Origin of the sequence: Micromonospora andamanensis, from assembly GCF_016863495.1 — a bacterium.
GTDB lineage: Bacteria > Actinomycetota > Actinomycetes > Mycobacteriales > Micromonosporaceae > Micromonospora > Micromonospora andamanensis.
Genome location: NZ_BOOZ01000016.1, coordinates 14,585 through 35,340, shown reverse-complemented (window position 1 = coordinate 35,340; position 20,756 = coordinate 14,585). Strand labels below are relative to the sequence as shown.

General features: G+C 70.2%; 18 protein-coding genes. 11 read left to right on the top strand and 7 right to left on the bottom strand.

Translation table 11 applies throughout. From position 1 onward, the window contains the following. The 3 genes from cobU (at window position 1) to Van01_RS16070 (ending at window position 4,031) form a co-directional block, all read left to right on the top strand. Window positions 1-1,911, top strand: a complete 1,911-nt coding sequence (gene cobU / locus Van01_RS16080) for a bifunctional adenosylcobinamide kinase/adenosylcobinamide-phosphate guanylyltransferase (RefSeq protein ID WP_204007706.1) — start codon at window positions 1-3, stop codon at window positions 1,909-1,911. Continuing rightward, entirely contained in the window at window positions 1,901-2,674 is a 774-nt protein-coding gene (locus tag Van01_RS16075; RefSeq protein ID WP_204007704.1) for an adenosylcobinamide-GDP ribazoletransferase, read from the top strand. Before cobU ends, Van01_RS16075 begins: the two co-directional genes overlap by 11 nt. Window positions 2,675-2,741: 67 nt before the next feature. Then, a complete protein-coding gene (locus tag Van01_RS16070; protein ID WP_204007702.1) occupies window positions 2,742-4,031 on the top strand; it encodes a DUF2314 domain-containing protein in 1,290 nt (429 codons plus the stop codon). A gap of 156 nt (window positions 4,032-4,187) precedes the next feature. Here Van01_RS16070 and gcvT read toward each other — a convergent pair whose 3' ends face one another. Then, window positions 4,188-5,312 carry a glycine cleavage system aminomethyltransferase GcvT gene (gcvT, locus tag Van01_RS16065; protein WP_204007700.1) on the bottom strand — a complete coding sequence of 375 codons (1,125 nt, stop codon included), beginning with the start codon at window positions 5,310-5,312 and terminating at the stop codon, window positions 4,188-4,190. Between the two features lie 162 nt (window positions 5,313-5,474). Between gcvT and Van01_RS16060 the strand changes: the two genes are divergently transcribed. Continuing rightward, on the top strand, window positions 5,475-7,046 hold the full coding sequence (locus Van01_RS16060) for a leucyl aminopeptidase (RefSeq protein ID WP_204007698.1): 1,572 nt from the start codon (window positions 5,475-5,477) through the stop codon (window positions 7,044-7,046). A 50-nt stretch (window positions 7,047-7,096) separates the two neighbouring features. On the opposite strand, the gene Van01_RS16055 is transcribed toward Van01_RS16060, so the two are convergent. Beyond that, a complete protein-coding gene (locus Van01_RS16055; protein ID WP_099850822.1) occupies window positions 7,097-7,426 on the bottom strand; it encodes a dsRNA-binding motif domain-containing protein in 330 nt (109 codons plus the stop codon). 179 nt (window positions 7,427-7,605) lie between these two features. Here Van01_RS16055 and lpdA point away from each other — a divergent pair, with 179 nt between their 5' ends. After that, window positions 7,606-8,997 (top strand): dihydrolipoyl dehydrogenase, encoded by a 1,392-nt coding sequence (lpdA, locus tag Van01_RS16050; RefSeq protein ID WP_204007696.1) that lies wholly within the window; start codon window positions 7,606-7,608, stop codon window positions 8,995-8,997. A 72-nt stretch (window positions 8,998-9,069) separates the two neighbouring features. Then, a complete protein-coding gene (gene sucB, locus Van01_RS16045) occupies window positions 9,070-10,884 on the top strand; it encodes a 2-oxoglutarate dehydrogenase, E2 component, dihydrolipoamide succinyltransferase (protein ID WP_204007694.1) in 1,815 nt (604 codons plus the stop codon). 175 nt (window positions 10,885-11,059) lie between these two features. Here the strand turns inward: sucB and Van01_RS16040 are convergent, their stop codons facing one another. Next, complete coding sequence (locus tag Van01_RS16040) at window positions 11,060-12,004, bottom strand: SDR family NAD(P)-dependent oxidoreductase (protein WP_204007692.1); 945 nt, start codon at window positions 12,002-12,004, stop codon at window positions 11,060-11,062. A gap of 138 nt (window positions 12,005-12,142) precedes the next feature. On the opposite strand from Van01_RS16040, the gene Van01_RS16035 reads away from it, so the two are divergent. From Van01_RS16035 to Van01_RS16020, 4 genes are all read left to right on the top strand, one after another. Beyond that, a complete protein-coding gene (locus tag Van01_RS16035) occupies window positions 12,143-12,721 on the top strand; it encodes a TetR/AcrR family transcriptional regulator (RefSeq protein ID WP_239099113.1) in 579 nt (192 codons plus the stop codon). A gap of 45 nt (window positions 12,722-12,766) precedes the next feature. Beyond that, window positions 12,767-14,089, top strand: coding sequence for a low temperature requirement protein A (locus tag Van01_RS16030; protein ID WP_204007690.1), 1,323 nt, complete (start codon window positions 12,767-12,769; stop codon window positions 14,087-14,089). Between the two features lie 125 nt (window positions 14,090-14,214). Next, window positions 14,215-15,750 carry a type I restriction-modification system subunit M gene (locus Van01_RS16025; RefSeq protein WP_204007688.1) on the top strand — a complete coding sequence of 512 codons (1,536 nt, stop codon included), beginning with the start codon at window positions 14,215-14,217 and terminating at the stop codon, window positions 15,748-15,750. Next, complete coding sequence (locus tag Van01_RS16020; RefSeq protein WP_204007686.1) at window positions 15,747-16,901, top strand: restriction endonuclease subunit S; 1,155 nt, start codon at window positions 15,747-15,749, stop codon at window positions 16,899-16,901. The genes Van01_RS16025 and Van01_RS16020 overlap by 4 nt, the downstream gene beginning before the upstream one ends. 89 nt (window positions 16,902-16,990) lie before the next feature. On the opposite strand, the gene Van01_RS16015 is transcribed toward Van01_RS16020, so the two are convergent. Together Van01_RS16015 and Van01_RS16010 are read right to left on the bottom strand one after the other, a co-directional pair. After that, window positions 16,991-17,191: a DUF397 domain-containing protein gene (locus Van01_RS16015; RefSeq protein WP_204007684.1), complete on the bottom strand. Its 201-nt coding sequence runs from the start codon at window positions 17,189-17,191 to the stop codon at window positions 16,991-16,993. Next, complete coding sequence (locus Van01_RS16010) at window positions 17,182-17,985, bottom strand: helix-turn-helix domain-containing protein (protein WP_373306265.1); 804 nt, start codon at window positions 17,983-17,985, stop codon at window positions 17,182-17,184. The genes Van01_RS16015 and Van01_RS16010 overlap by 10 nt, the downstream gene beginning before the upstream one ends. A 361-nt stretch (window positions 17,986-18,346) precedes the next feature. On the opposite strand from Van01_RS16010, the gene Van01_RS16005 reads away from it, so the two are divergent. Then, on the top strand, window positions 18,347-19,531 hold the full coding sequence (locus tag Van01_RS16005) for a helix-turn-helix domain-containing protein (RefSeq protein WP_239099112.1): 1,185 nt from the start codon (window positions 18,347-18,349) through the stop codon (window positions 19,529-19,531). Window positions 19,532-19,565: 34 nt separating this feature from the next. Here the strand turns inward: Van01_RS16005 and Van01_RS16000 are convergent, their stop codons facing one another. Further along, window positions 19,566-19,997, bottom strand: a complete 432-nt coding sequence (locus Van01_RS16000) for a hypothetical protein (RefSeq protein WP_204007682.1) — start codon at window positions 19,995-19,997, stop codon at window positions 19,566-19,568. Further along, window positions 19,987-20,649 carry a hypothetical protein gene (locus Van01_RS15995; RefSeq protein WP_204007680.1) on the bottom strand — a complete coding sequence of 221 codons (663 nt, stop codon included), beginning with the start codon at window positions 20,647-20,649 and terminating at the stop codon, window positions 19,987-19,989. The genes Van01_RS16000 and Van01_RS15995 overlap by 11 nt, the downstream gene beginning before the upstream one ends. Between the last annotated feature and the right edge of the window lie 107 nt (window positions 20,650-20,756).

Here is a 20,756-nt window from a genome sequence, read left to right as displayed (position 1 = left end):
ATGTCCCTAGACGGGTGGAACACGCTTCTGGTCCTCGGTGGAATCCGGTCCGGCAAGTCGGAGTTCGCCGAGTCCCTGGTCGCCGACGCGCCCACGGTCCGCTACCTGGCCACCGCCGCCGACGCGGGCGACGACCCCGAGTGGGCCGCGCGGCTCGCCGCGCACCGCGCCCGCCGACCCGCGACCTGGAGCACCGAGGAGACCGCGGCCGACCCGCGCCGCCTCGCCGACGTGATCGCCACCGCCCGGCCGGAGGAGACACTGCTCGTCGACGATCTCGGCGGGTGGGTGACAGTCCTGCTCGACCCGGCCCACCAGCCGGCCGACGACACCGCCACCGTCGACGAACTGGCCGCCGCCGTGCGCTCCTGCGCCGCCCGGCTGGTGCTGGTCAGCCCTGAGGTCGGGCTTTCCCTGGTGCCCACCACACCGCTGGGCCGGGCGTTCACCGACGCCCTCGGTGCGGTCAACCGCGCCGTCGCGGACGCCTGCGACACGGTGGTGCTCGTCGTCGCCGGTCAGCCGTGCCGGTTGAAGCCCGCCGTCGTCCACCCCGCATCCGCTGACGCGACACCTGCCGCTGCCGCCCCGTCGACAGCCGCCACCACGGTGCCCGCGCAGGCCGGCCCGACCGACGAGTCGCCGGTCACGGCCGGTGGTCCGCCGCTGCCCGGTTCACCGCCGGTGAGCACCCCGCAGGTGCCCGCCCGGCCCACCTCCGGCGCGGACGGCACCGGCTGGACCGCACCCACCATGGCCCTCCCGGTGGCCGCGACCGACCTGGTGATCCAGCCCGGCATGGACCTGCCCATGCCCGACGAGTACGCCGGCCCGCAGGCCGTCGACCGGCTGGCCGGCCTGGACCTGCCCGGCACCGGGCTCGGCGCGCTGGAACAGGTGATCTCGTTCGCCGCCGCCACCCAGGGCACCCCCACCCCGGCCCCGTGGCGATCGGTGCGGGTGCTGCTGGTGCACGGCGACCACGCTGGCGGAGTCGCCGCCGGCAGCACGGCCGGCGAGTCGGCGCGGCGGGCCGAGCAGGCCCGCGCCGGGCAGGGTGTACTCGCCCGACTGGCCGCCGAGAGCGGGGCGAGCCTCCAGGTGGTGGACGCCCCCGCCGCCGCGCCCGTCGAGCACGGGCCGGCGCTCGACGCCGCCCAGGTGGACTCGGCTCTGCGCTACGGCTGGCGGCTGGCCGAGGAGGCGGCGGAGGCCGGCGTACAACTGCTGGTGCTGGCCGCGTGCGGCGCCGGCACCGAAGCCACGGCCGCGGCGGTGTTGGCCGCGACCGCCGGCGCCGAACCGCCCGCGGTGCTCGCCCGGGTGGTCACCGCGGGTGGCCAGCTCGACGACGGGGCCTGGATGACCCGCTGCGCCGCGGTCCGCGACGCCCTGCACCGCACCCGTCGTTCGTCCCGGGACGCGGTGGACGTGCTCGCCGAGCTGGGTGGCGGGGACCTCGCCGTCGCCACCGGCATCCTGCTGGGGGCGACCGCCCGCCGGCTGCCGGTGCTGCTGGACGGTCCCGTCGGCGTGGCCGCCGCGCTGATCAGCCGGGACCTGGCCGGACAGGCCCGGCACTGGTGCCTGCTGGCCGACGACGGTGGTCATCCGGCGGTCCGGTTGGCCGCCGACGTACTCGGCCTGGACCCGCTGACCCAGCTGCGGCTCGATCTCGGCGAGGGGGCGAACGCGCTCACCGTCCTGCCGCTGCTGCGCTCGGCGCTGGCGCTGGCCGCCGCGCTGCCCGCCCGCCCCGAAGGCGACGACAGCGAGGAGAAGGGCGACGAGCCGGGCCCGGTCGAGGAGCCGGAACCCGACTTCCACGAGCCGGAGCCCGAGGGTCCCGGCCCGACCACCACCGCACCTGCCACCGAGGCAGCGGAGACCTCCGCCGCACGTGCCGGCTGAGGCCCGGCTCGGCGACGGGGCGCGGCTGGCACTCACCACCCTCACCATCCTGCCGCTGCGGGTCGGCCGGGTCGATCGGGCCACCGCCGGTACGGCGATGGCGCTGGCCCCGGCGGTCGGCGTGCTGCTCGGCGTGCCGCTGGCCGGCGTCCTGCTGCTGCTGGACGCCGGCACCGCACCGCTTGTCGCCGCCGGGGTGACAGTCGCCACGGCCGCCCTGCTCACCCGAGGACTGCACCTGGACGGGCTGGCCGACACCGTCGACGCGCTGGGGTCGTACCGGCGCGGACCGGCCGCACTGGACATCATGAAGAAGCCCGACGTGGGGCCCTTCGGCGTGGTCGCCCTGGTGCTCGTCCTGCTGGTACAGGCCGCAGCGCTGGCGGAGCTGGCCGGCCGGTCCCGTCCGGCGACGGTCGCGGCCGTGCTGACGGCCACGGCGGCGGGGCGGCTCGGGGTGACCCTGGCCTGCCGACGTGGGGTGCCGGCGGCGCGTCCGGAAGGGCTGGGTGCGCTCGTCGCCGGCAGTGTCGGGCCGGTCGCGCTGGCCGTCGCCACCGCCGCCGTCGCGCTGCTGGCGGTCGCGGCGGTACCGCACCGGCCGTGGCAGGGCCCGCTCGTCGTCCTGGCGGCGCTCGCCGTCGCGGCCGGGCTGCTACGCCACGTGGTACGCCGACTCGGCGGCATCACCGGAGACGTGCTCGGCGCGACCGTCGAGCTGGTCACCACGCTCGTCTACCTGGGACTGGTGCTGTCCGGCTGAGCCGGACCGACGGCGGCGGGTAGCGTACCTGCGACGACAGCACCGGCGCGGCCACCCGGGGGACGACATGCTCATCACCGACGATTTCCTGCCCGTCCCGGTCCCGGAGTCGCTGAGCGCGACCTATCTGGTGCCGACGACGGGGCTGCCGTCGGTGACGGCACGGACGGCCGTACGGGGCTTGGCCGGCCGGCTCGCCGAACCGGTCTACGGGCTGGCCCGGCAGATGCTCGACAGCCCGCTGATGAGCGTCGACACCCGGCCCGTCGGCGAGTTCCCCGAGCTGCCTCCGGACCTGCTCACCGCGTTCGGGGCCAGCGAGGCGCAGCTGGACCGGCTGGCCGCGGCCACCCATCTGGTGGTGGTACAGGCGGAGTACCGGCCGGGTTGGCCGCCCGCCCACGAGTGGGCCGCCCGGGCGGTGGCCGCTGCGGTCGCCGAGGCGGTGGGCGGCGACGTGGTCGACGTCTTCGGCCTGCAGTTCCTGGATCCGGCCGCGGCGCTGCGCTCGCTGCCCGACGCCGAGGGCCGGGTCCGGCTGGTGGACTGGGTGCTGGTGCCCTACTCGTCCGACGCCGAAGGACTCTGGTTCACCACAAAGGGACTGCGCCGGTTCGGCCTGCTGGAGTTGCAGACCCAGGGGGTGCCCGACCATCTCACCCGGGCCTGGGGCGCGGTGATGACAGGTGCCGCCCGGCGACTGCTGCGGGACTGGACCGACGGGCTGGCCGGCGACGACGTCCCGGCGTTCGTCCAGTTGCCGGTGCTGGCCACGGTGACCGGGCACGACATCGCGGTGGCGTACGGCAATCCGGAGCAGCACGGGGCGACCGCACCTGTGCTGCTGCGCCTGGAGCTGGACCCGGCCACCGACCCGGACGCCGACTCCTTCCTCAGCCTGCGCCCGCCGGCCGGGCACCCCGGCCCGGCCGGTCGCTACTTCGCCAACGCCTGCGCCACCCTCTTCTCGGGCATCCAGCCCGACGTGCGGTACGCCCGCTCCGGTGACGCGATGAGCCGGGCGGTCGCCACCGCCCGCGCCGGTCTGGCGGACATCCGGTCCCGGTTCCGCGACGGCCAGCTGCCGCCGCAGACACAACTTGTCGTCAAGTACGGGCTACCTGGCGACGACGGCCCGGAGTACGTCTGGGCGGGCGTGACCACCTGGGACTCCCCGGACCGGATCGTCGGTGCCAGCGCCAGCGACGCCAACACCGACCCCACGGTACGGATCGGCTCCCCCGTCGTGGTGGACGTCTCCGACATCGTCGACTGGGCCGTCCTCGGCACCAGCGGCGTCATCGAAGGCGGCTGGACCCAGGCCGTCCTGGACGCCGGCCAACCCCCCACCCCCTAACAGCCCTCACCCCACCCCACCCACCCCTCCCTGCTTGCGTTGATCATGAGGTTGGCGGCACTTTTCGATCTTAAAGCCGCCGCTAACTTCATGATCAACGCAAGCAGGGGTGGGGTGGGGTGGGGTGGGGTGGGGTGGGGTGGGGTGGGGTGGGGGTTATTTGACTGAGGGGTGGATGAAGGGGGGGCGGGTGAGGTGGGCGGGGGTGCGGCGGTTGCGGATGTCGACGTGCAACTCGGCGCCGTCGGGGAGGGCGGGGGCGGTGTCGATGAGCGCCAGCGCGATGCCCTGCTTCCGGGTCGGGCTGAAGGTGCCGCTGGTCACGGTGCCGACCCGGGTGTCGCCCGCGTACACGGCCATGCCGGGGCGGGGGATGCCGCGGTCGACGGCTACCAGGCCGCGCAGCGTACGCGCCGGACCGGCCGCTTTCTCCGCGACAAGCGCGTCCCGGCCCCAGAAGGCCGGCTTGTCCCAGCCGACCGCCCAGCCCGAACGGGCCTGCACCGGGGTGATCTCCAGCGAGAGGTCCTGCCCGTGCAGCGGGTACCCCATCTCGGTGCGCAGCGTGTCCCGGGCGGCCAGCCCGCACGCCTGCGGCGCCGGCTCGGCGGCGAACAACGCGTCCCAGACCGCTACCGCGTCGCCGGCCGGGGCCACCAGCTCGTAGCCCAGCTCACCGGTGTACCCGGTGCGGCACACGGTCAGCTCGACCGCGCCGAGCGTCGCCGAGGTGAAGCTCATGTATCCGTGCTCGGTGGGCAGGCCGAGCCCGCCTAGCAACTCTGCCGAGCGGGGGCCCTGCACCGCCAGTACGGCGTACCCCTCGTGCTCGTCGGTGATGGTGACGTGTGGCGGCGCGGCGGCCCGGAGCCGACGGACCACCTCGGCGCTGTTCGCCGCGTTCGGGATGAGGAAGACGTGGTCGTCGGCGTGCAGGTAGGCGATGATGTCGTCGACCACACCGCCGGTCGCCTCGTCGCAGCAGAGGGTGTACTGCGCGCGGCCCGGCTCGATGCGGCCCAGGTCGTTGCTGAGGCAGGTGTTGACGAACTCCGCCGCCCCCGGCCCGGTCACCCGCACCTTGCCCAGGTGCGACACGTCGAACACGCCGACACCGGTACGCACCGCGGTGTGCTCGCGCAGCACCCCGCCGCCGGCGTACTCCAGGGGCATCTCCCAGCCACCGAACGGGGCGAACTTGGCGCCGAGCGCGGTGTGCCGGCCGGCCAGCGGAGAACGACGCAGCCGGGTCGCGGCGGCGTCGGTGGTCACCTCGGTCATGGGTGGCAACTTACCGGGACGCACCGGGCTGGTTAGCATCGGCGGGACCGCCGGATGACCCGGCGGGGCAGCAATGACGCCCGGCGGGTAATCATCCGCTGGGGAACTCCACCGCCGGTACGCCACCACGCGACCGGCCCGGCCCGCCCGGGAGCAGCCTCCGTGACATCGCCCAGCACCACCCTGAGCCTGGTCGACACCGACCCCGCCGAGCTCGCCGTCGACGCGATCGTGATCGGCGTGCACAGTACGACCGGCGAGCAGGACGCCACCAGCGGCCTCGCCGGCACCCTGTTGCTCGCCAGCGGCGCCGAGAGCATCGCCGCCGCCTTCGACGGCAAGCTGACCGAGACGCTGGCGCTGCTCGGCGCGACCGGCGGCCCGGGCGAGGTGATCAAGTTGGCGACGCTCGGCACGGTGACCGCGCCGGTGCTCGCCGTCGTCGGCCTCGGTGCGGAGCCCAGTGGTGCGGCACCCGCCCCGGAGACGCTGCGCCGGGCGGCGGGAGCCGCGGTGCGGGCCCTGGCCGGCGCGGCGCGGGTGGCGATGGCGCTGCCGCTGCCCGACGACGCCGACGCCGCCGACGCGCTGCGCGCGGTCGCCGAGGGTGCCCTGCTCGGCGGCTACCGCTTCGCCGGGTACAAGACCCGCCCGCAGCCGACCCGCCGCGAGCCGGTCGCCGAGGTGCTGGTGGCCGTGCCGGACGCGGCGGACGCGGCGGCGCAGGCCGAGGTGACCCGGGCCCGGACGGTGGCCGGCGCGGTCCGGCGTACCCGCGACTGGGTCAACATCGCCCCGAACGAGCTGCGCCCGCCGGCCTTCGCCGACGCGGTCGCCGAGGCCGGTCGGGCGGCCGGCCTCGAGGTCGAGGTGCTCGACGAGGTCGCTCTGCGCGAGGGTGGCTACGGCGGCATCACCGCCGTCGGTCAGGGCTCGGAGGCCCCGCCACGGCTGGTCAAGCTGACCTACACCCCGGACGGTGGTGGCACCGGCAAGCGGGTCGCCCTGGTCGGCAAGGGCATCACCTTCGACACCGGTGGCATCTCGATCAAGCCGGCGCAGGGTATGTGGGAGATGAAGTCCGACATGGCCGGGGCGGCGGCGGTGGCGGCCACCATGTTGGCGGTGGCCGAGCTGAAGCCGTCGGTGACGGTGACCGCATACGTGCCGATGGCGGAGAACATGCCGTCGGGGACCTCGTACCGGCCGGGTGACGTGATCACCATGTTCAACGGCAAGAAGGTGGAGGTGCTCAACACCGACGCCGAGGGCCGGATGATCCTCGGTGACGCGATGGCCCGGGCCTGCGCCGACGGCTGCGACTACCTCTTCGAGACCTCCACCCTCACCGGCGGTCAGGTCGTCTCGCTGGGCAAGCGGATCTCCGGCGTGATGGGCACGGCGGAGCTGTGCGAGCGGGTCCGCGACGCCGGTGACGCCGTCGGCGAGCCCGCCTGGCCGATGCCGCTGCCGGACGACGTGCGCAAGGGCATGGACTCCGACGTCGCCGACATCTCGCAGGTGAACGCGGGTATGGACCGGGCCGGTCACATGCTCCAGGGCGGGGTCTTCCTGCGCGAGTTCGTCACCGACGACGTCGCCTGGGCGCACATCGACATCGCCGGCCCGTCGTACCACTCGGGCGAGGCGACCGGCTACTGGACCAAGGGCGGCACCGGCGTCCCGGTCCGTACGCTGCTGCACCTGATCGACGACGTCGACACCAACGGCTGAGGTGAACGCAAGGGGTCCCTCGTCGTCGAGCGAGGGACCCCACCGGTGGGTCAGTACTGCTCGGGGCGACGTTTGCGGCGCTCGTTGTAGTCGCGCATCCGTTGCGGGTAGCCCATCAGCGCCACGTCGTAGATCGGGATGCTGACCCGGTACGCGAACCGGCGTGCGCCGTCCGGCCCGTCGATCCGGCGTCGGGTCCACTCGCCGTCGTCGGCGATCAGGATGACAGTGGTCTCGGTGACCGTGGTGCGAGGCTCGATGTACGCCTCGACGCCCTTTCGGGTCCGGACGAAGTTCTCAAGGTGCTCCAGATCGGCACGATTGGCCGTACGGTCAGGGTCAGCCGCGCGTGATCGCTTGCTTCGCCGGAACAGTCCCACCGAGCCGTCTCCCCAGTCGTGGCGTATCGAAGGCAGAGCCAAGGGTACGTTGCGGCAACGTGTCGTTGGGCACCTCGGTACGCGGGTGCGACGCGGTGGTGACAAGATGGCCGAGGTGGGGTGTGTCCGTGTTACCCCGCCGTGACCCCCGATGCAGCGAAGCGACCTGGGAGTTGGACGTGAGCGAGCCGAACGACGCAACCTTCGACATCGTCATCCTCGGAGGTGGTAGCGGCGGTTACGCGACCGCACTGCGCGCCACCCAGCTGGGCCTCTCCGTGGCCCTGGTGGAGAAGGGCAAGCTCGGGGGCACCTGCCTGCACAACGGTTGCATCCCGACCAAGGCGCTGCTGCACGCCGCCGAGATCGCCGACCAGACCCGCGAGTCGGAGCAGTTCGGCGTGAAGGCCGAGCTGGTCGGCATCGACATGGCGGGGGTCAACTCGTACAAGGACGGCGTGATCTCGCGGCTCTACAAGGGCCTGCAGGGCATGCTCAAGGGCAACAAGTCGATCACGATCGTGGAGGGGCACGGCAAGCTTGTCGCGCCGAACGCGGTCGAGGTGGACGGCAAGCGGTACACCGGCCGCAACGTGGTGCTGGCCTCCGGGTCGTACGCCAAGAGCCTGCCGGGCCTGGAGATCGACGGCGAGCGGGTCATCACCAGCGACCACGCCCTGACCCTGGACCGGGTCCCCAGCTCGGCGATCGTGCTCGGCGGCGGCGTGATCGGCGTCGAGTTCGCAAGCGTGTGGAAGTCCTTCGGGGTGGACGTGACGATCGTCGAGGCGCTGCCTCGGCTGGTCGCCGCCGAGGACGAGGAGTCGTCGAAGGCGCTGGAGCGGGCCTTCCGCAAGCGGAAGATCAACTTCAAGGTCGGCAAGCCGTTCGAGAAGGTCGAGAAGACCGACAACGGCGTGAAGGTGACGATCGCCGGCGGCGACACCGTCGAGGCCGAGCTGCTGCTGGTCGCGGTCGGCCGGGGCCCGAACACCGCCGACCTCGGGTACGAGGAGCAGGGCGTCAAGGTCGACCGGGGCTACGTGCTCACCGACGAGCGGCTGCGCACCAACGTGCCGAACGTCTACGCCGTTGGCGACATCGTGCCCGGTCTCCAGCTTGCCCACCGCGGCTTCCAGCAGGGCATCTTCGTCGCCGAGGAGATCGCCGGCCAGAACCCGGCGGTGATCGACGAGGCGGGCATCCCCCGGGTCACCTACAGCGACCCGGAGCTGGCCTCGGTCGGCCTCACCGAGGCGAGGGCCAGGGAGCAGTACGGCGCTGACAAGGTCAAGACCTACAACTACAACCTCGGCGGCAACGGCAAGAGCCAGATCCTCAAGACGGCCGGCTTCGTGAAGCTGGTGCGGGTCGAGGACGGTCCGGTGGTCGGCGTGCACATGGTCGGCGCGCGGGTCGGCGAACTGGTCGGCGAGGCGCAGCTGATCTACAACTGGGAGGCGTACCCGGGTGAGGTGGCGCAGCTCGTGCACGCCCACCCGACGCAGAACGAGGCCCTGGGCGAGGCGCACCTGGCCCTCGCCGGCAAGCCGCTGCACGCGCACGCCTGATCACGACGTACCCGCGGCGTCCGGCGACGGGCGACGCTCCCCCCACCAGGGAAATGAAGGAGTCTGGAGAACATGCCGGTATCGGTCACCATGCCCCGGCTCGGCGAGAGCGTCACCGAGGGCACCGTCACGCGCTGGCTCAAGCAGGAGGGTGACACCGTCGAGGTCGACGAGCCGCTGCTCGAGGTGTCCACCGACAAGGTCGACACCGAGATCCCGTCCCCGGCGGCCGGGGTGCTGACCCGGATCGTGGTGGGCGAGGACGAGACGGCCGAGGTCGGCAGCGAGCTGGCGGTGATCTCCGGCGAGGGCGAATCGGCCGGCGGCGGGGCCGCCCCGCAGCAGCAGGAGGCCCCCGCCGAGCAGGCCGCCGAGGCGGCCGAGGAGCCCGAGGCCGAGGCGGAGCAGCCGGCCGTCGAGGAGCCGGCCGAGCAGCCGACGCAGGCAGCCCCGGCGCCGTCGGGCGAGGGCACCCCGGTACAGATGCCGGCCCTGGGCGAGAGCGTGACCGAGGGTACGGTCACCCGCTGGCTCAAGCAGGTCGGCGAGACGGTCGAGGTCGACGAGCCGCTGCTGGAGGTCTCCACCGACAAGGTCGACACGGAGATCCCCTCGCCGGTCGCCGGTACCGTCCTGGAGATCAAGGTCCCCGAGGACGAGACCGCAGAGGTGGGCGCGACCCTGGCCGTGGTCGGTGCCGCCGGTGGCGCGCCGGCCGAGGCGAAGCCGGAACCGAAGCCCGAGGCGGAGGCGAAGCCCGAGCCGGAGCCCGAGCCGCAGGCGAAGCCCGAGCCGCAGGTGTCCGAGCCGACGCCCGGCATGTCGTACAACGAGCCGGCCGCCGAGGCCGAGACGGCGCAGGAGCCGGTCAAGGCCGAGCAGGCGGCTCAGCCGGCGGCGGCGGCACCGCAACGCGTGGCGGCGCCGTCCAACGGCGGCGAGCAGGCGGCCGGTTACGTGACCCCGCTGGTACGCAAGCTGGCCAGCGAGCACAACGTGGACCTCGCCTCGGTCAACGGCACCGGTGTCGGTGGCCGGATCCGTAAGCAGGACGTGCTGGACGCGGCCGAGAAGGCCAAGGCAGCCAAGGCCGCGCCGGCTCCGGCAGCACAGCCGGCCGCCGGGGCCCCGGCGAAGCCGGCCGCCAAGCCGCAGCCGAGCGCCAAGCGGGGCACCACCGAGAAGCTGCCTCGCATCCGCGCGGCCATCGCCAAGCGGATGCTGTCGTCGCTGCACGAGATGGCGCAGCTGACCACAGTGGTCGAGGTGGACGTCACAAAGGTCGCCAAGCTGCGGGCGCAGGCCAAGGAGTCGTTCCAGCAGCGGCACGGCGTCAAGCTGTCTTTCCTGCCGTTCTTCGCGCTCGCGGCCATCGAGGCGCTCCAGGCGTACCCGATCGTCAACGCCAGCATGGACCTGGACGGCGGGACGATCACCTACCCGGACGCCGAGAACCTCGGCATCGCTGTGGACACCGAGCGGGGCCTGCTGGTGCCGGTCATCCACAACGCCGGCGACCTCAACCTGGGCGGTATCGCCAAGCGGGTCGCCGACCTGGCCGAGCGGACCCGGACCAACAAGATCAGCCCGGACGAGATCGCCGGTGCCACCTTCACGCTGACCAACACCGGCAGCCGGGGTGCCCTCTTCGACACCCCGATCGTGCCGTCGCCGCAGTCGGCGATGCTGGGTACGGGTGCCGTGGTCAAGCGTCCGGTCGTGGTGAACGACCCGGATCTGGGCGAGGTCATCGCGGTACGCCAGATGGTCTACCTGGCCCTGTCCTACGACCACCGGCTGATCGACGGCGCCGACGCCGCCCGCTTCCTGACCGCGGTCAAGGAGCGCCTGGAAGCCGGCAACTTCGAAGCCGAACTGGGCCTCTGACCCCAACCCACAGAGCGCCCCGGTCCACGCGGACCGGGGCGCTCTGCTGTTCCCGCCGTCCCCAGCCCTCGCGATCATGCAGTTGTGGCACCTGATTCGTGGGGCTATGCGCTTCTTGTTCACTGCCATGACTGCATGATCGGCGCGGCGGAGGGGCGGGCGCGGGGGGTGGTGGTCAGGGGTTGAGGGTTTGGGTGCTCACGTCCCAGAGGCGGTGGGCGGATTCGGGGTCGAGGGCGTAGGTGGCTACGCCGGTGCGGGTGCCGGGCTGGTGGGGACCGGCCTGTTGGCAATCCTCGAAGTAGCGACCGCCGACACCGTCGAGCAGGGGCGAGGTGGCCACCAGGACCGAGGTGGCGGCGCCCTGCTCCGGGGTCTTCCAGGATGCCGTGGCCGAGCCGCTCTGGGCGCGCAGCCTGGCCAGTTCCTCCTCGGTCACGTACCGCTGGAGGTTCGTCTGGATCGCGCCGGGGTGCAGCGCGTTGACCAGGATGCCGTCGTCCGACCAACGCCGGCTCGCCTCCACGGCGAAGAGGATGTTCGCGGTCTTGGACTGCCCGTACGCGGCCCATGGCTCGTAGGCCCGGCGCTCGAAGTTGATGTCGTCGAAGTCGACGGGCGAGCGCAGATGCGCCGCCGAGCTGACCGAGACGATCCGGGCGCCCTGCGCGGCGGCGAGCGCCTGACGCAGTCCGGTGGCGAGCGCGAAGTGCCCCAGGTGGTTGGTGGCGAACTGCATCTCCCAGCCCTGCGGGGTACGCATCTCCGGCGAGGCCATGATGCCGGCGTTGTTGACCAGGATGTGCAACGGCCCGTCCCAGGTCGCCACGAAGGTGGCCACCGAGGCCGGGTCGGCCAGGTCGAGCGGGGCGACGCTGACCCGGTCGTTGCCGGTCGTACCGATGATCTCCGCCGCCGCCCGTTCGCCCTGCTCGGGCTTGCGGACGGCGAGGGTGACGTCGGCGCCGGCGGACGCGAGCGCCCGCGCGGTCTCCACGCCGATGCCCGACCCGCCGCCGGTCACGACGGCCCGTCGACCGGTGAGGTCGATGCCCGCGGCGACCTCCAGCGCGGTGGACTGAGCGGTGAACGGGGTGCTGACAGGTGTACCGATGGTCATGATCCATCCTTGTCGCAGAGATGTGCGGCGGATCTGTTCGCCGCTACGATGGAAGCGGAGGCACCTCCGCTACACCAGGCTAACCGGAGGCACCTCCGTTTGCCACCCCGGACGAAAGCCGACCGTCAGGAGGAGCACGTGCCGGAGCAGGCACCCCGACCGCTGCGCGCCGACGCGCAGCGCAACCGCCAGCGGCTGCTGGAGGCGGCCGTCCGCGCGTTTTCCCAAGCTGGCGCGGAGGTAACCCTGGAGCAGATCGCCCGGGACGCGGCAGTGGGCATCGGCACGCTCTACCGGCACTTCCCGACCCGTGAGGCGTTGGTGGAGGCTGCCTACCGCAACGAGTTGGAACGGCTCTGCGACTCCGCCGCCGAACTGCTCGAACGGCTGCCCCCCGAGGCGGCGACCCGGGCCTGGATGGACCACTTCATCGACTACCTCGCCACCAAGCGGGAAATGGCCGACGCGCTGCGCCTGGTGATCGCGGCCGGGACCAACCCGTTCGCGCAGAGCCGGGACCGACTGCTCGCCGCCGTGGCCCGGCTGCTGACGGCGGGCGCCGCGGCCGGCACCATCCGGCCGGACGTAGACCCCGCTGACGTTCTCGTCGGGCTCAGCGGCGTCTCGCTCGCCGCCGGTGGACGGGAGCAGCGTGACCAGGCCCAACGCCTGCTCGACCTGCTGATGGACGGCCTGCGGTACCGCCGGGCGGACTGATCCGAAACGGGCGTACGCCCAGGTCGACGCTGGAACACTCAGTCCGTGGGCGAGGTGGGCTGGCGGGGACGGCTGGGGCCGGCCGTCGGCATCGCACCCGGCGCCCGGGTCGACAAGTTCGAGATCTTCTTCGACCTGGTCTTCGTCTTCTCGTTCTTCATCATCACCCGCGCCACCGCCGCCAACATCAACGGTCGCCAGTTGCTGCACGCCGCGCTCGTGCTGGCCGTGCTCTGGTGGTGCTGGGTGGTGCACACGGTGGTGGCCACCCGCATCCGCATCGGCGAGGGTTTCGTGCCGGTGCTGATGGTCGTCGGCATGGCCGCGCTGTTCTGCTTCGCCCTGGCCCTGCCGCAGGCGTTCATGGACCACAAGGAGGAGGCCGGTCCGGTCGTGGTCGCGGTCAGCTACGTGGTCATCCGCGCCATCCACCTGATCCTGTTCCTGCACGTCGTCCGCGACAACCCGGCGGAGCGCCGGCAACTGCTCCGGTACGCCCCCGAACTGGCGCTGAGCACCGCGCTGCTGCTGGTGGCGGCCCTGCTACCCACCCACATCGGCGATGCCGGGACCGCCGCGTTCGTACGCGACGCGCTCTGGGTGTCAGTGGTGCTGCTCCAGTACGGCACCGGCCTGCTCGCCCGCACCTGGGGCTGGCAGGTGACCTCGGCGGAGCACTGGACCGAACGGTACGACCTGATCCTGATCATCGCGCTCGGCGAATCGGTGATCTCCGTAGGCGTCGGCAGCAACCTGCTCAGCCAGCCGCCAACCTGGCCCGGGGTGACCGCCGCCGTACTCGGGATCTTCTTCACCGCCGCCCTCTGGTGGGTGCACTACGACCTGATCGGCCCGGCCGCCAGGATCGCCCTGCACGCCACCCTCGGTCGCGCCCGGGTACTGATGGCCCGCGACGCCTACGCCTACCTCTACCTGCCGATGATCGCCGGGATCATCCTGTTCGCCATCGGTGCCGAGGGCATCGTGCACGACGTCGCCGAACCCGGCGTACCGGTGACCGAACCCGCCCACGGGCCGGACGTACCGATGCTGTTCGGTGGGGTGTTCCTATACCTGCTCGGCAACATGCTCTTCCAGTTGCGCACCCTGCACACCCTGAACTGGACCCGGGTCGCCACCCTTGTCGTCCTCGTCGTCGGTATCCCGGTCGCCATGCCGATGCCCGGGCTGGCCGCGCTCGCCCTGCTCACCGCGATCTGCGTTGGCCTGGTCTTCGCCGAGGTGGCGCTGATGTCCGAGGCCCGGCACACGCTGCGCGCGGTGGTCTTCGAGGAGCGCACCGCCCACGAGACCCACGAGGCGACCTACCGCTCCCGCTGGCACGGCCAACCCCCCGGCACGACGTGACCCATGATCCGGACGGATCGAATGGTCGCCGACTCGACCCGATGCCCTATGCCGGACATCCCGCCGACGGGACTACCCTGCGAAGGTCAACTGGACATGGCCGACGGCGTGGGGATCGAAGCTACGTGATCACTGGTGAGCTGAAGAGCAGGATCGACCGCATCTGGGACGCCTTCTGGTCGGGTGGGATCTCCAACCCGCTGGAAGTGATCGAGCAGATCACATATCTGCTGTTCATCAAGCGCCTGGACGACCTGCACACAGCCGAGGAGAACAAGGCCAACCGCACCGGCCGGTGGGAACGGCGGATCTTCCCCGAGGGTTGCGACGACCAATGGCGCAAGTACGACGACCTGCGCTGGTCACGATTCAAGAGCGCCGCACCGGGCGAGATGTTCGAGACGGTACGCGACCGGGTGTTCCCGTTCCTGCGTACGCTCGGCGGCGACGGCTCGACGTACTCGCAGCACATGCGCGACGCCCGGTTCACCATCCCGAATCCGGCGCTGCTGGATCGGGTGGTCGACATGCTCGACCAACTGCCGGTTGACGACCGGGACACCAAGGGCGACCTGTACGAGTACATGCTCGGCAAGATCGCCACTGCCGGCCACAACGGGCAGTTCCGCACCTCGCGGCACATCATCCAACTCATGGTCGAGATGACCCGGCCGACACCGACCGACGAGATCTGCGACCCGGCCTGCGGCACCGCCGGATTCCTTGTCGAAGCCGGAGAGTACGTCCGCAAGCACCACCCGGACGCCCTGTACGACGCCGTCCAGCGGAAGCACTTCCACGAGAGCATGTTCCACGGCTTCGACTTCGACGGCACCATGCTGCGCATTGGCAGCATGAACATGCTGCTGCACGGCGTCGAGAACCCGGACATCCGCTACCGCGACTCCCTCGCCGAGAACGTCAGCAACGAATCGGAGAAGTACTCCCTGATCCTCGCCAACCCGCCCTTCGCCGGCAGCCTCGACTACGAGAGCACGTCGAAGGATCTGCAACGGGTCGTCAAGACCAAGAAGACCGAGCTGCTGTTCCTCGCCCTGTTCCTGCGGCTGCTCAAGCCGGGCGGCCGGGCGGCGGTGATCGTGCCGGACGGGGTGCTGTTCGGCTCCAGCAAGGCCCACAAGGAGCTGCGCCGCATCCTGGTCGAGGACCAGAAGCTCGACGGCGTGGTCAAACTCCCCAGCGGCACCTTCAAGCCGTACTCCGGAGTCTCCACGGCGATCCTGCTGTTCACCAAGACCGACAGCGGCGGCACCGACAACGTCTGGTTCTACGAGGTGACCGCCGACGGCTGGAGCCTCGACGACAAGCGCACTCCCCTGCTGCCTCTGGACAAGCTCGGCCCGGCCCTCGATGTGGCCCTCACCGAGGACGAGCATGCCAAGAACAACCTGCCGGACGTCCTGGCTCGCTGGTCTCAGCGCGACGGCGACGAGCAAAAGCGCGCCCGAACAGAGCAGAGCTTCTGTGTCCCCAAGGCCGACATCGCCGAGCAAGGCTACGACCTCAGCCTCAACCGCTACAAAGAAGTCGTCCACGAAGAGGTCGAACACCGGCCACCCCTGGAAATCCTCGCAGATTTGGAACGGCTCGAATCCGAAATCCAGCAAGGAATGGCCGACCTGAAGGCGATGCTGGGATGAGCACGGTGCTTATGAGGTTGGACCAGGTCTGCTCGGTGACGATGGGGCAGGCTCCGCCCGGGGATTCTTACAACAACGACGGCCAAGGCTTACCGCTCATCGCAGGCGCTGGCGACTTCTCCAACGGACACCCTGCGGCCAAAAAATACACCAAAGAAGCTTCCAAGAAATCTCGGCCGGGCGATATCATCCTTGGCATCAGGGCGTCTATTGGTGAGAAGGTGCTCTCCGATGGAGAGTACGGTTTGGGCCGAGGTGTCGCCGGCCTTAGAGCCTCAAGCCAACTGGACGACAGATTTTTGTGGCATTGGTTGACCGTAGCAGCGCCCGAACTCTCCGCGAAAGGCAGGGGAGCGACTTTTAAACAGGTCAACCGCCGAGATATTGGTGAGCTACTCATTCCCATCCCACCGCTCGAGGAGCAGCGGAAAATTTCGGAGGTGCTGGATCGGGTGGACGATCTACGCACCAAGCGCCGCAGAGCGCTCGTCAACCTCGATAAACTTGCTGACTCTGTCTTCCTCGATCTATTTGTTCAACGCAGTAGTCGGGACTGGCGAACGCTTAGCCTAGGGGAAGTAGCCGAGGTCGTTTCCGGCATCACGAAGGGCCGGAGGACCACCCAGAGCGTGCGACCAGTTCCATATCTAGCCGTACTGAACGTTCAGGATAAGCACCTTCAGTTGTCGACTGTCAAACATATCGACGCGACAGAAGAGGAGATTAGGCGTTATCGCCTTAGGAAGGATGACCTACTACTCACAGAAGGTGGCGATCCAGACAAATTAGGACGGGGTTCGCTATGGAATGAGGAGCTGCCGGAGGCGATCCACCAGAATCACATATTTCGGGTTCGCATCACCTCTCCAGATAGAGTGCACCCCGTTTACTTAAATTGGCTTGTGTCCTCCCAGTGGGGTAAGAATTACTTTCTTCGTTCGGCGAAACAAACGACAGGGATCGCCTCAATCAACAAGAGCCAGCTAACCCGGTTCCCTCTTGTGCTACCGCCGCCCGTGGCGCAAGAGGATTTCGCGATCCGAATTGCTAGCCTCCATCGATTGAAGGCAGCAAACGAAAAAAGCCTTAGCGATCTCGATGTCCTGTTCGCATCGCTGCTAGATCGGGCTTTCAGCGCGCGCTTTAAGTAGCAATCTGTCGATTCGGTGGTCCCAGCGCTATTGGCACGTTGCCCGCTCGTACAAGCGCTCGCCTCGGCGTAGGGCGAGCGCTTGTACGTCTATGGTCGGTCGTGTAGGGCGATTCCGGCGACGAAGGATCGCCAAGACCCGCGGGAGATGGCCAGGACCGGACCAGTGCCGTCGTCTTTCGTGTCGCGCACGTAGACCGCCGCCGCGAGGTTGTCGGCAACCTCCACACAGGCCCCCTGGTTGCTGCCGCTGCGAGTGCTCTTGTGCCAGCGCGCGCCGGTCAAGTCCATGTCTTCGCCACTTCCAATATCAGTTCGGTGGACTGTTGCAGGGTCAGCGCCTCGGCGAGTGTGGCTTCCCACTGCTCCCGCAGCGCAGCGACCTCGGCGGCCCGTTCCACCACCTGACCCTGAAGCCTGTTGTCGAGGTATCCGACGTCGACGAAGCCTGGCAGGGTCGCGATGACGAACGGTCCATCGAGGCCAGCGTACGCGCCGACTCCCTGGGGCACGACGTGGATTCGCATCCGCCGACTGCCCTGGTTGAGCTGCGCCAGGCGAAAAAGCTGCTCCCGCATCACGGTTGCGCCGCCGACCGGCCGACGAAGGACCGCGTCGTCCACGACCGCGACAAGCTGCGGCGGATCGCAGCCAGACAGGATCTGTTGCCGGGCCAGCCGCGCCGCTACTCGTGTCTCCACCTCTTCAGCGGCGAGCCGGCCGTCAGTGCCGAAGACAGCGCGTGCGTAATCCTCGGTCTGGAGTAGACCTGGCACCCACGCAACTTCATACCAGCGCAATGCCAGCGCCTGCTGCTCCAAGGTGATCCACTCCCGCAGCCAGAGCGGCGCGGCGTCGAGATCCACGAGCCGCTCAAGCAGGCGAGTGAACATGCCGCCGGTCTTCAGGGCTCGATCGATCGCCGCGACGTAGTCGCCCGTTGGTGGGCGCGTGCCGGTCTCTACGGCGCTGATGTGCGTACCTGAATAGCTGATGAGCTTGCCGAAGTCATCTTGACTCAGCCTGTGCGAGGCGCGCGCCCGGCGAAGCTCGTCCAGCAGGATTTCGGCCCCCGTCATGCCCACGTCCCCAAACCTCCCACAATTCGAACCTGCGTCCCCCATGGCTCCCCACCAGCCAAAACACGGGGCGTCAAAGTCTCTCCATCAAGGCCGGACACCTTCCGACACTATGCGGTTACTGAGCAGAGTGGAACAGGCAGCGTGGGTCGGTGGAGGCTCCCAACCCGCCGGTCGCGCTGTCGGGGCCGCCCCTGGGCGAGTAACCGGGGCGGTCCCTTCCAGAACTGCGAAGGAGGTCGGTGATGCTGCTGGTCGGTGCCGTGATGCTGGGGTTTCTGGCCGGGTTGTTCGCGTTCCGGGTCAAGTCGCGGTGGTGCCCGCGTTGCGGTGCGTCCACCGACGCCGTACCCCCGGGGACACGGCGGTGACCGACCGGGGCTGGCAGGAGCGGCGTGAGCTGCCGATCGGGCGGCGGGTTGCGCAACTGCGGGCCCGCCGAGGGATGAGTCAGCAGGTCTTCGCCGACCGGATCGGCAAGTCGAAAAGCTGGGTCGACAAGGTCGAACGCGGCGTACGACGACTCGACCGGCTCTCCGTGATCGAGACCATCGCTCGGGTGCTCGGGGTCACTCCCGATCTGCTGGCTGGCCGCCGGGCGCCGCAGGCGACGGTCACCGAGGTCGCCCCCGCCGTGGAACGGGTACGCGAAGCCCTGGTCCGCTACGACAACCCCACCGCCTGCGTCACGGACCTCGACCAGCAGGTCGCCTACGCGTACACCGCCTACCGGCACGCCCAGCATCTCCAGGTGCTGCGGATGCTGCCCGACCTGCTCACCACCGCCCGCCACACCCCGGCCACCCTGCCGGCTCCTCCGCCGGACCTGCTGGTGCGGGTGTACCGGCTCACCGCTCAGGTTCTGGTCAAGCTCGGCGAGGCCGACCTGGCATGGCTCGCCGCCGACCGCGCCATGACCACCGCTCAGGGCGACCCACGTCGTACCGCCGTCGCCGTGGTCCCACTCGCGCAGACGCTACGCGCCCAGCGGCGGGGCCGACTGGCGTTGGCCGTCACCACAACGGCACTACGCGAACTCGACCCGGTGTCCTCGCCTGACGCCCCACCGCAGTACGCCACTCTCACCGGAACTCTGATGGTCGAAGCTGCCCTCGCCGCCGCCAGCTACGGCGACGCCACCAACGCCGGCAACCTCACCGACCAGGCAGCCTGCCTCGCTAAGGGCCACCACGACAGCGACGGGTTCGGGCAAACCACAGTGGACCTCGCTCGCGCCCTCGCCGCGACCACCCTCGGCGACCACACCCTCGCCATCGCCATCCATCGGTCGGCCACCCGCACCGCCGGCTGGCATCGGCTGGCCGCCGAACACCGTGCCGCCCACCTCGTCGACATGAGCCACGCCTACCTGGCAATTGCCGACCACCAGGCCGCCGCCCGCGTCCTCGTCGCCGCCGACCAGATCGCCCCCGCCGAAACCCGAACCCGGCCCACCGCCCGCGCCGCCCTCATCGCCGTCCTGCGCGCCGGCCCGACCCCCGCCGACCTCACCCGCCTCGCCACCCACGTCGGCCTGACCCCACAGCCATGACCCGTAGACACCGCAGTACGCCTGGACAACCTGCTTACGACAGGTGCTCCGCAGCGAGCTCCTCGGCCTCGGCCACGAACTCGTCTAGCTCGGTTGGGGTCAAGTTCGACTCAAGGAGGATCTGCCCGAGGACGAATATTTCGGCTCCCAGCACGGTCTCGGCGGGGATGTTGTCGACAAGTTCCGGCTCTCCGAGGGCCGCCCGGATGACACCCTCCACTTCGAGGGCAGACAAGGTGTCGCCCTGCTCGTACTGGGCGCGAGCCGAGGACACGAACGCGGCCACATCGGTCGGGGTGGCGTCGGCTTCGAAGTGCCGGTGGACCGCAACGGCGAACGCGGCCCCGATGATCCCCAGGCTGCCGCGCAGGCCGTGCTGCCCGATCTCGGCGGCCACGGCGTCGGCGGCGTCCCAGTCAGCCCTGGCCAGAGCCCGAATCAGGTCGCCTAGCGGGTTAACGTCCACGGTTTCTGAACCTCACTATTCGTTGCCTGATGACCGTCCCGATGCGATGCGCCGCCACACCTGCGAGAACGGCGAGCACCGCAAGGTTTCCGGCGGCTTCCGGAGCATCGATTTTCGCCCTTGGCGAGGTTGATGGAGCCGTAGGTGTGGCCGTCCCGGTCGAGTGTGTCCCGCTGGGCCCTTTTGGATCACGGAACATGCTGATCGACTGCTGCATCGTATCGGTAGCCGTACTCGTGTGTTCCTGCACGTCGTCGGCTCTTCGCACCGAGCGGACGAGGTAGCCGCTCATCTTCGCCCGCTTCAGGGCGCGTCGGTCGCTGTCTGCCAGAAGGTCTTCGCCGGAGGGCGTCCCGGATGCCGCAGCTTGCTGAGGCACGGATCCCGGGGCGATGACGTTCAGATACGCGCCAATCTGTCGGGCGGCGTCGCTGCTGAGTCGGGCGAGCCGGTGGGCCTTGTCGGCACCTGTGCGGCTGTGGGTCACCGCCGACCGAAGCGACCGATGGTCGGAGCCCTGGCCAGCCGCCGTGTAGCGGGCATGGGCTTCGGCGACATCCGTGGCGGCCCGGGATGCGCGTACCGCGAGCGCGTCAAGTTGGTCTATGGCGGACGTGAGTTGGGCGACGACCTGGGCGAGCAGGCCGCTCATCCCGGCACTCTCGTGACCATGCCGTCCTTCCGGTCCACTGCGCCATCCACCGACACCTTTCACGTTCGGTAGCGACGCAGACACTACCCAGCGTGAATACTATTCCG

Bases quoted from the DNA above. Each gene is read 5' to 3' on its own strand.
- cobU (WP_204007706.1), top strand. From the start codon at position 1: ATGTCCCTAGACGGGTGGAACACGCTTCTGGTCCTCGGTGGAATCCGG.
- Van01_RS16070 (WP_204007702.1), top strand. From the start codon at position 2,742: ATGCTCATCACCGACGATTTCCTGCCCGTCCCGGTCCCGGAGTCGCTG.
- gcvT (WP_204007700.1), bottom strand. From the start codon at position 5,312: ATGACCGAGGTGACCACCGACGCCGCCGCGACCCGGCTGCGTCGTTCT.
- sucB (WP_204007694.1), top strand. From the start codon at position 9,070: ATGCCGGTATCGGTCACCATGCCCCGGCTCGGCGAGAGCGTCACCGAG.
- Van01_RS16040 (WP_204007692.1), bottom strand. From the start codon at position 12,004: ATGACCATCGGTACACCTGTCAGCACCCCGTTCACCGCTCAGTCCACC.
- Van01_RS16020 (WP_204007686.1), top strand. From the start codon at position 15,747: ATGAGCACGGTGCTTATGAGGTTGGACCAGGTCTGCTCGGTGACGATG.
- Van01_RS16015 (WP_204007684.1), bottom strand. From the start codon at position 17,191: ATGGACTTGACCGGCGCGCGCTGGCACAAGAGCACTCGCAGCGGCAGC.
- Van01_RS15995 (WP_204007680.1), bottom strand. From the start codon at position 20,649: ATGAGCGGCCTGCTCGCCCAGGTCGTCGCCCAACTCACGTCCGCCATA.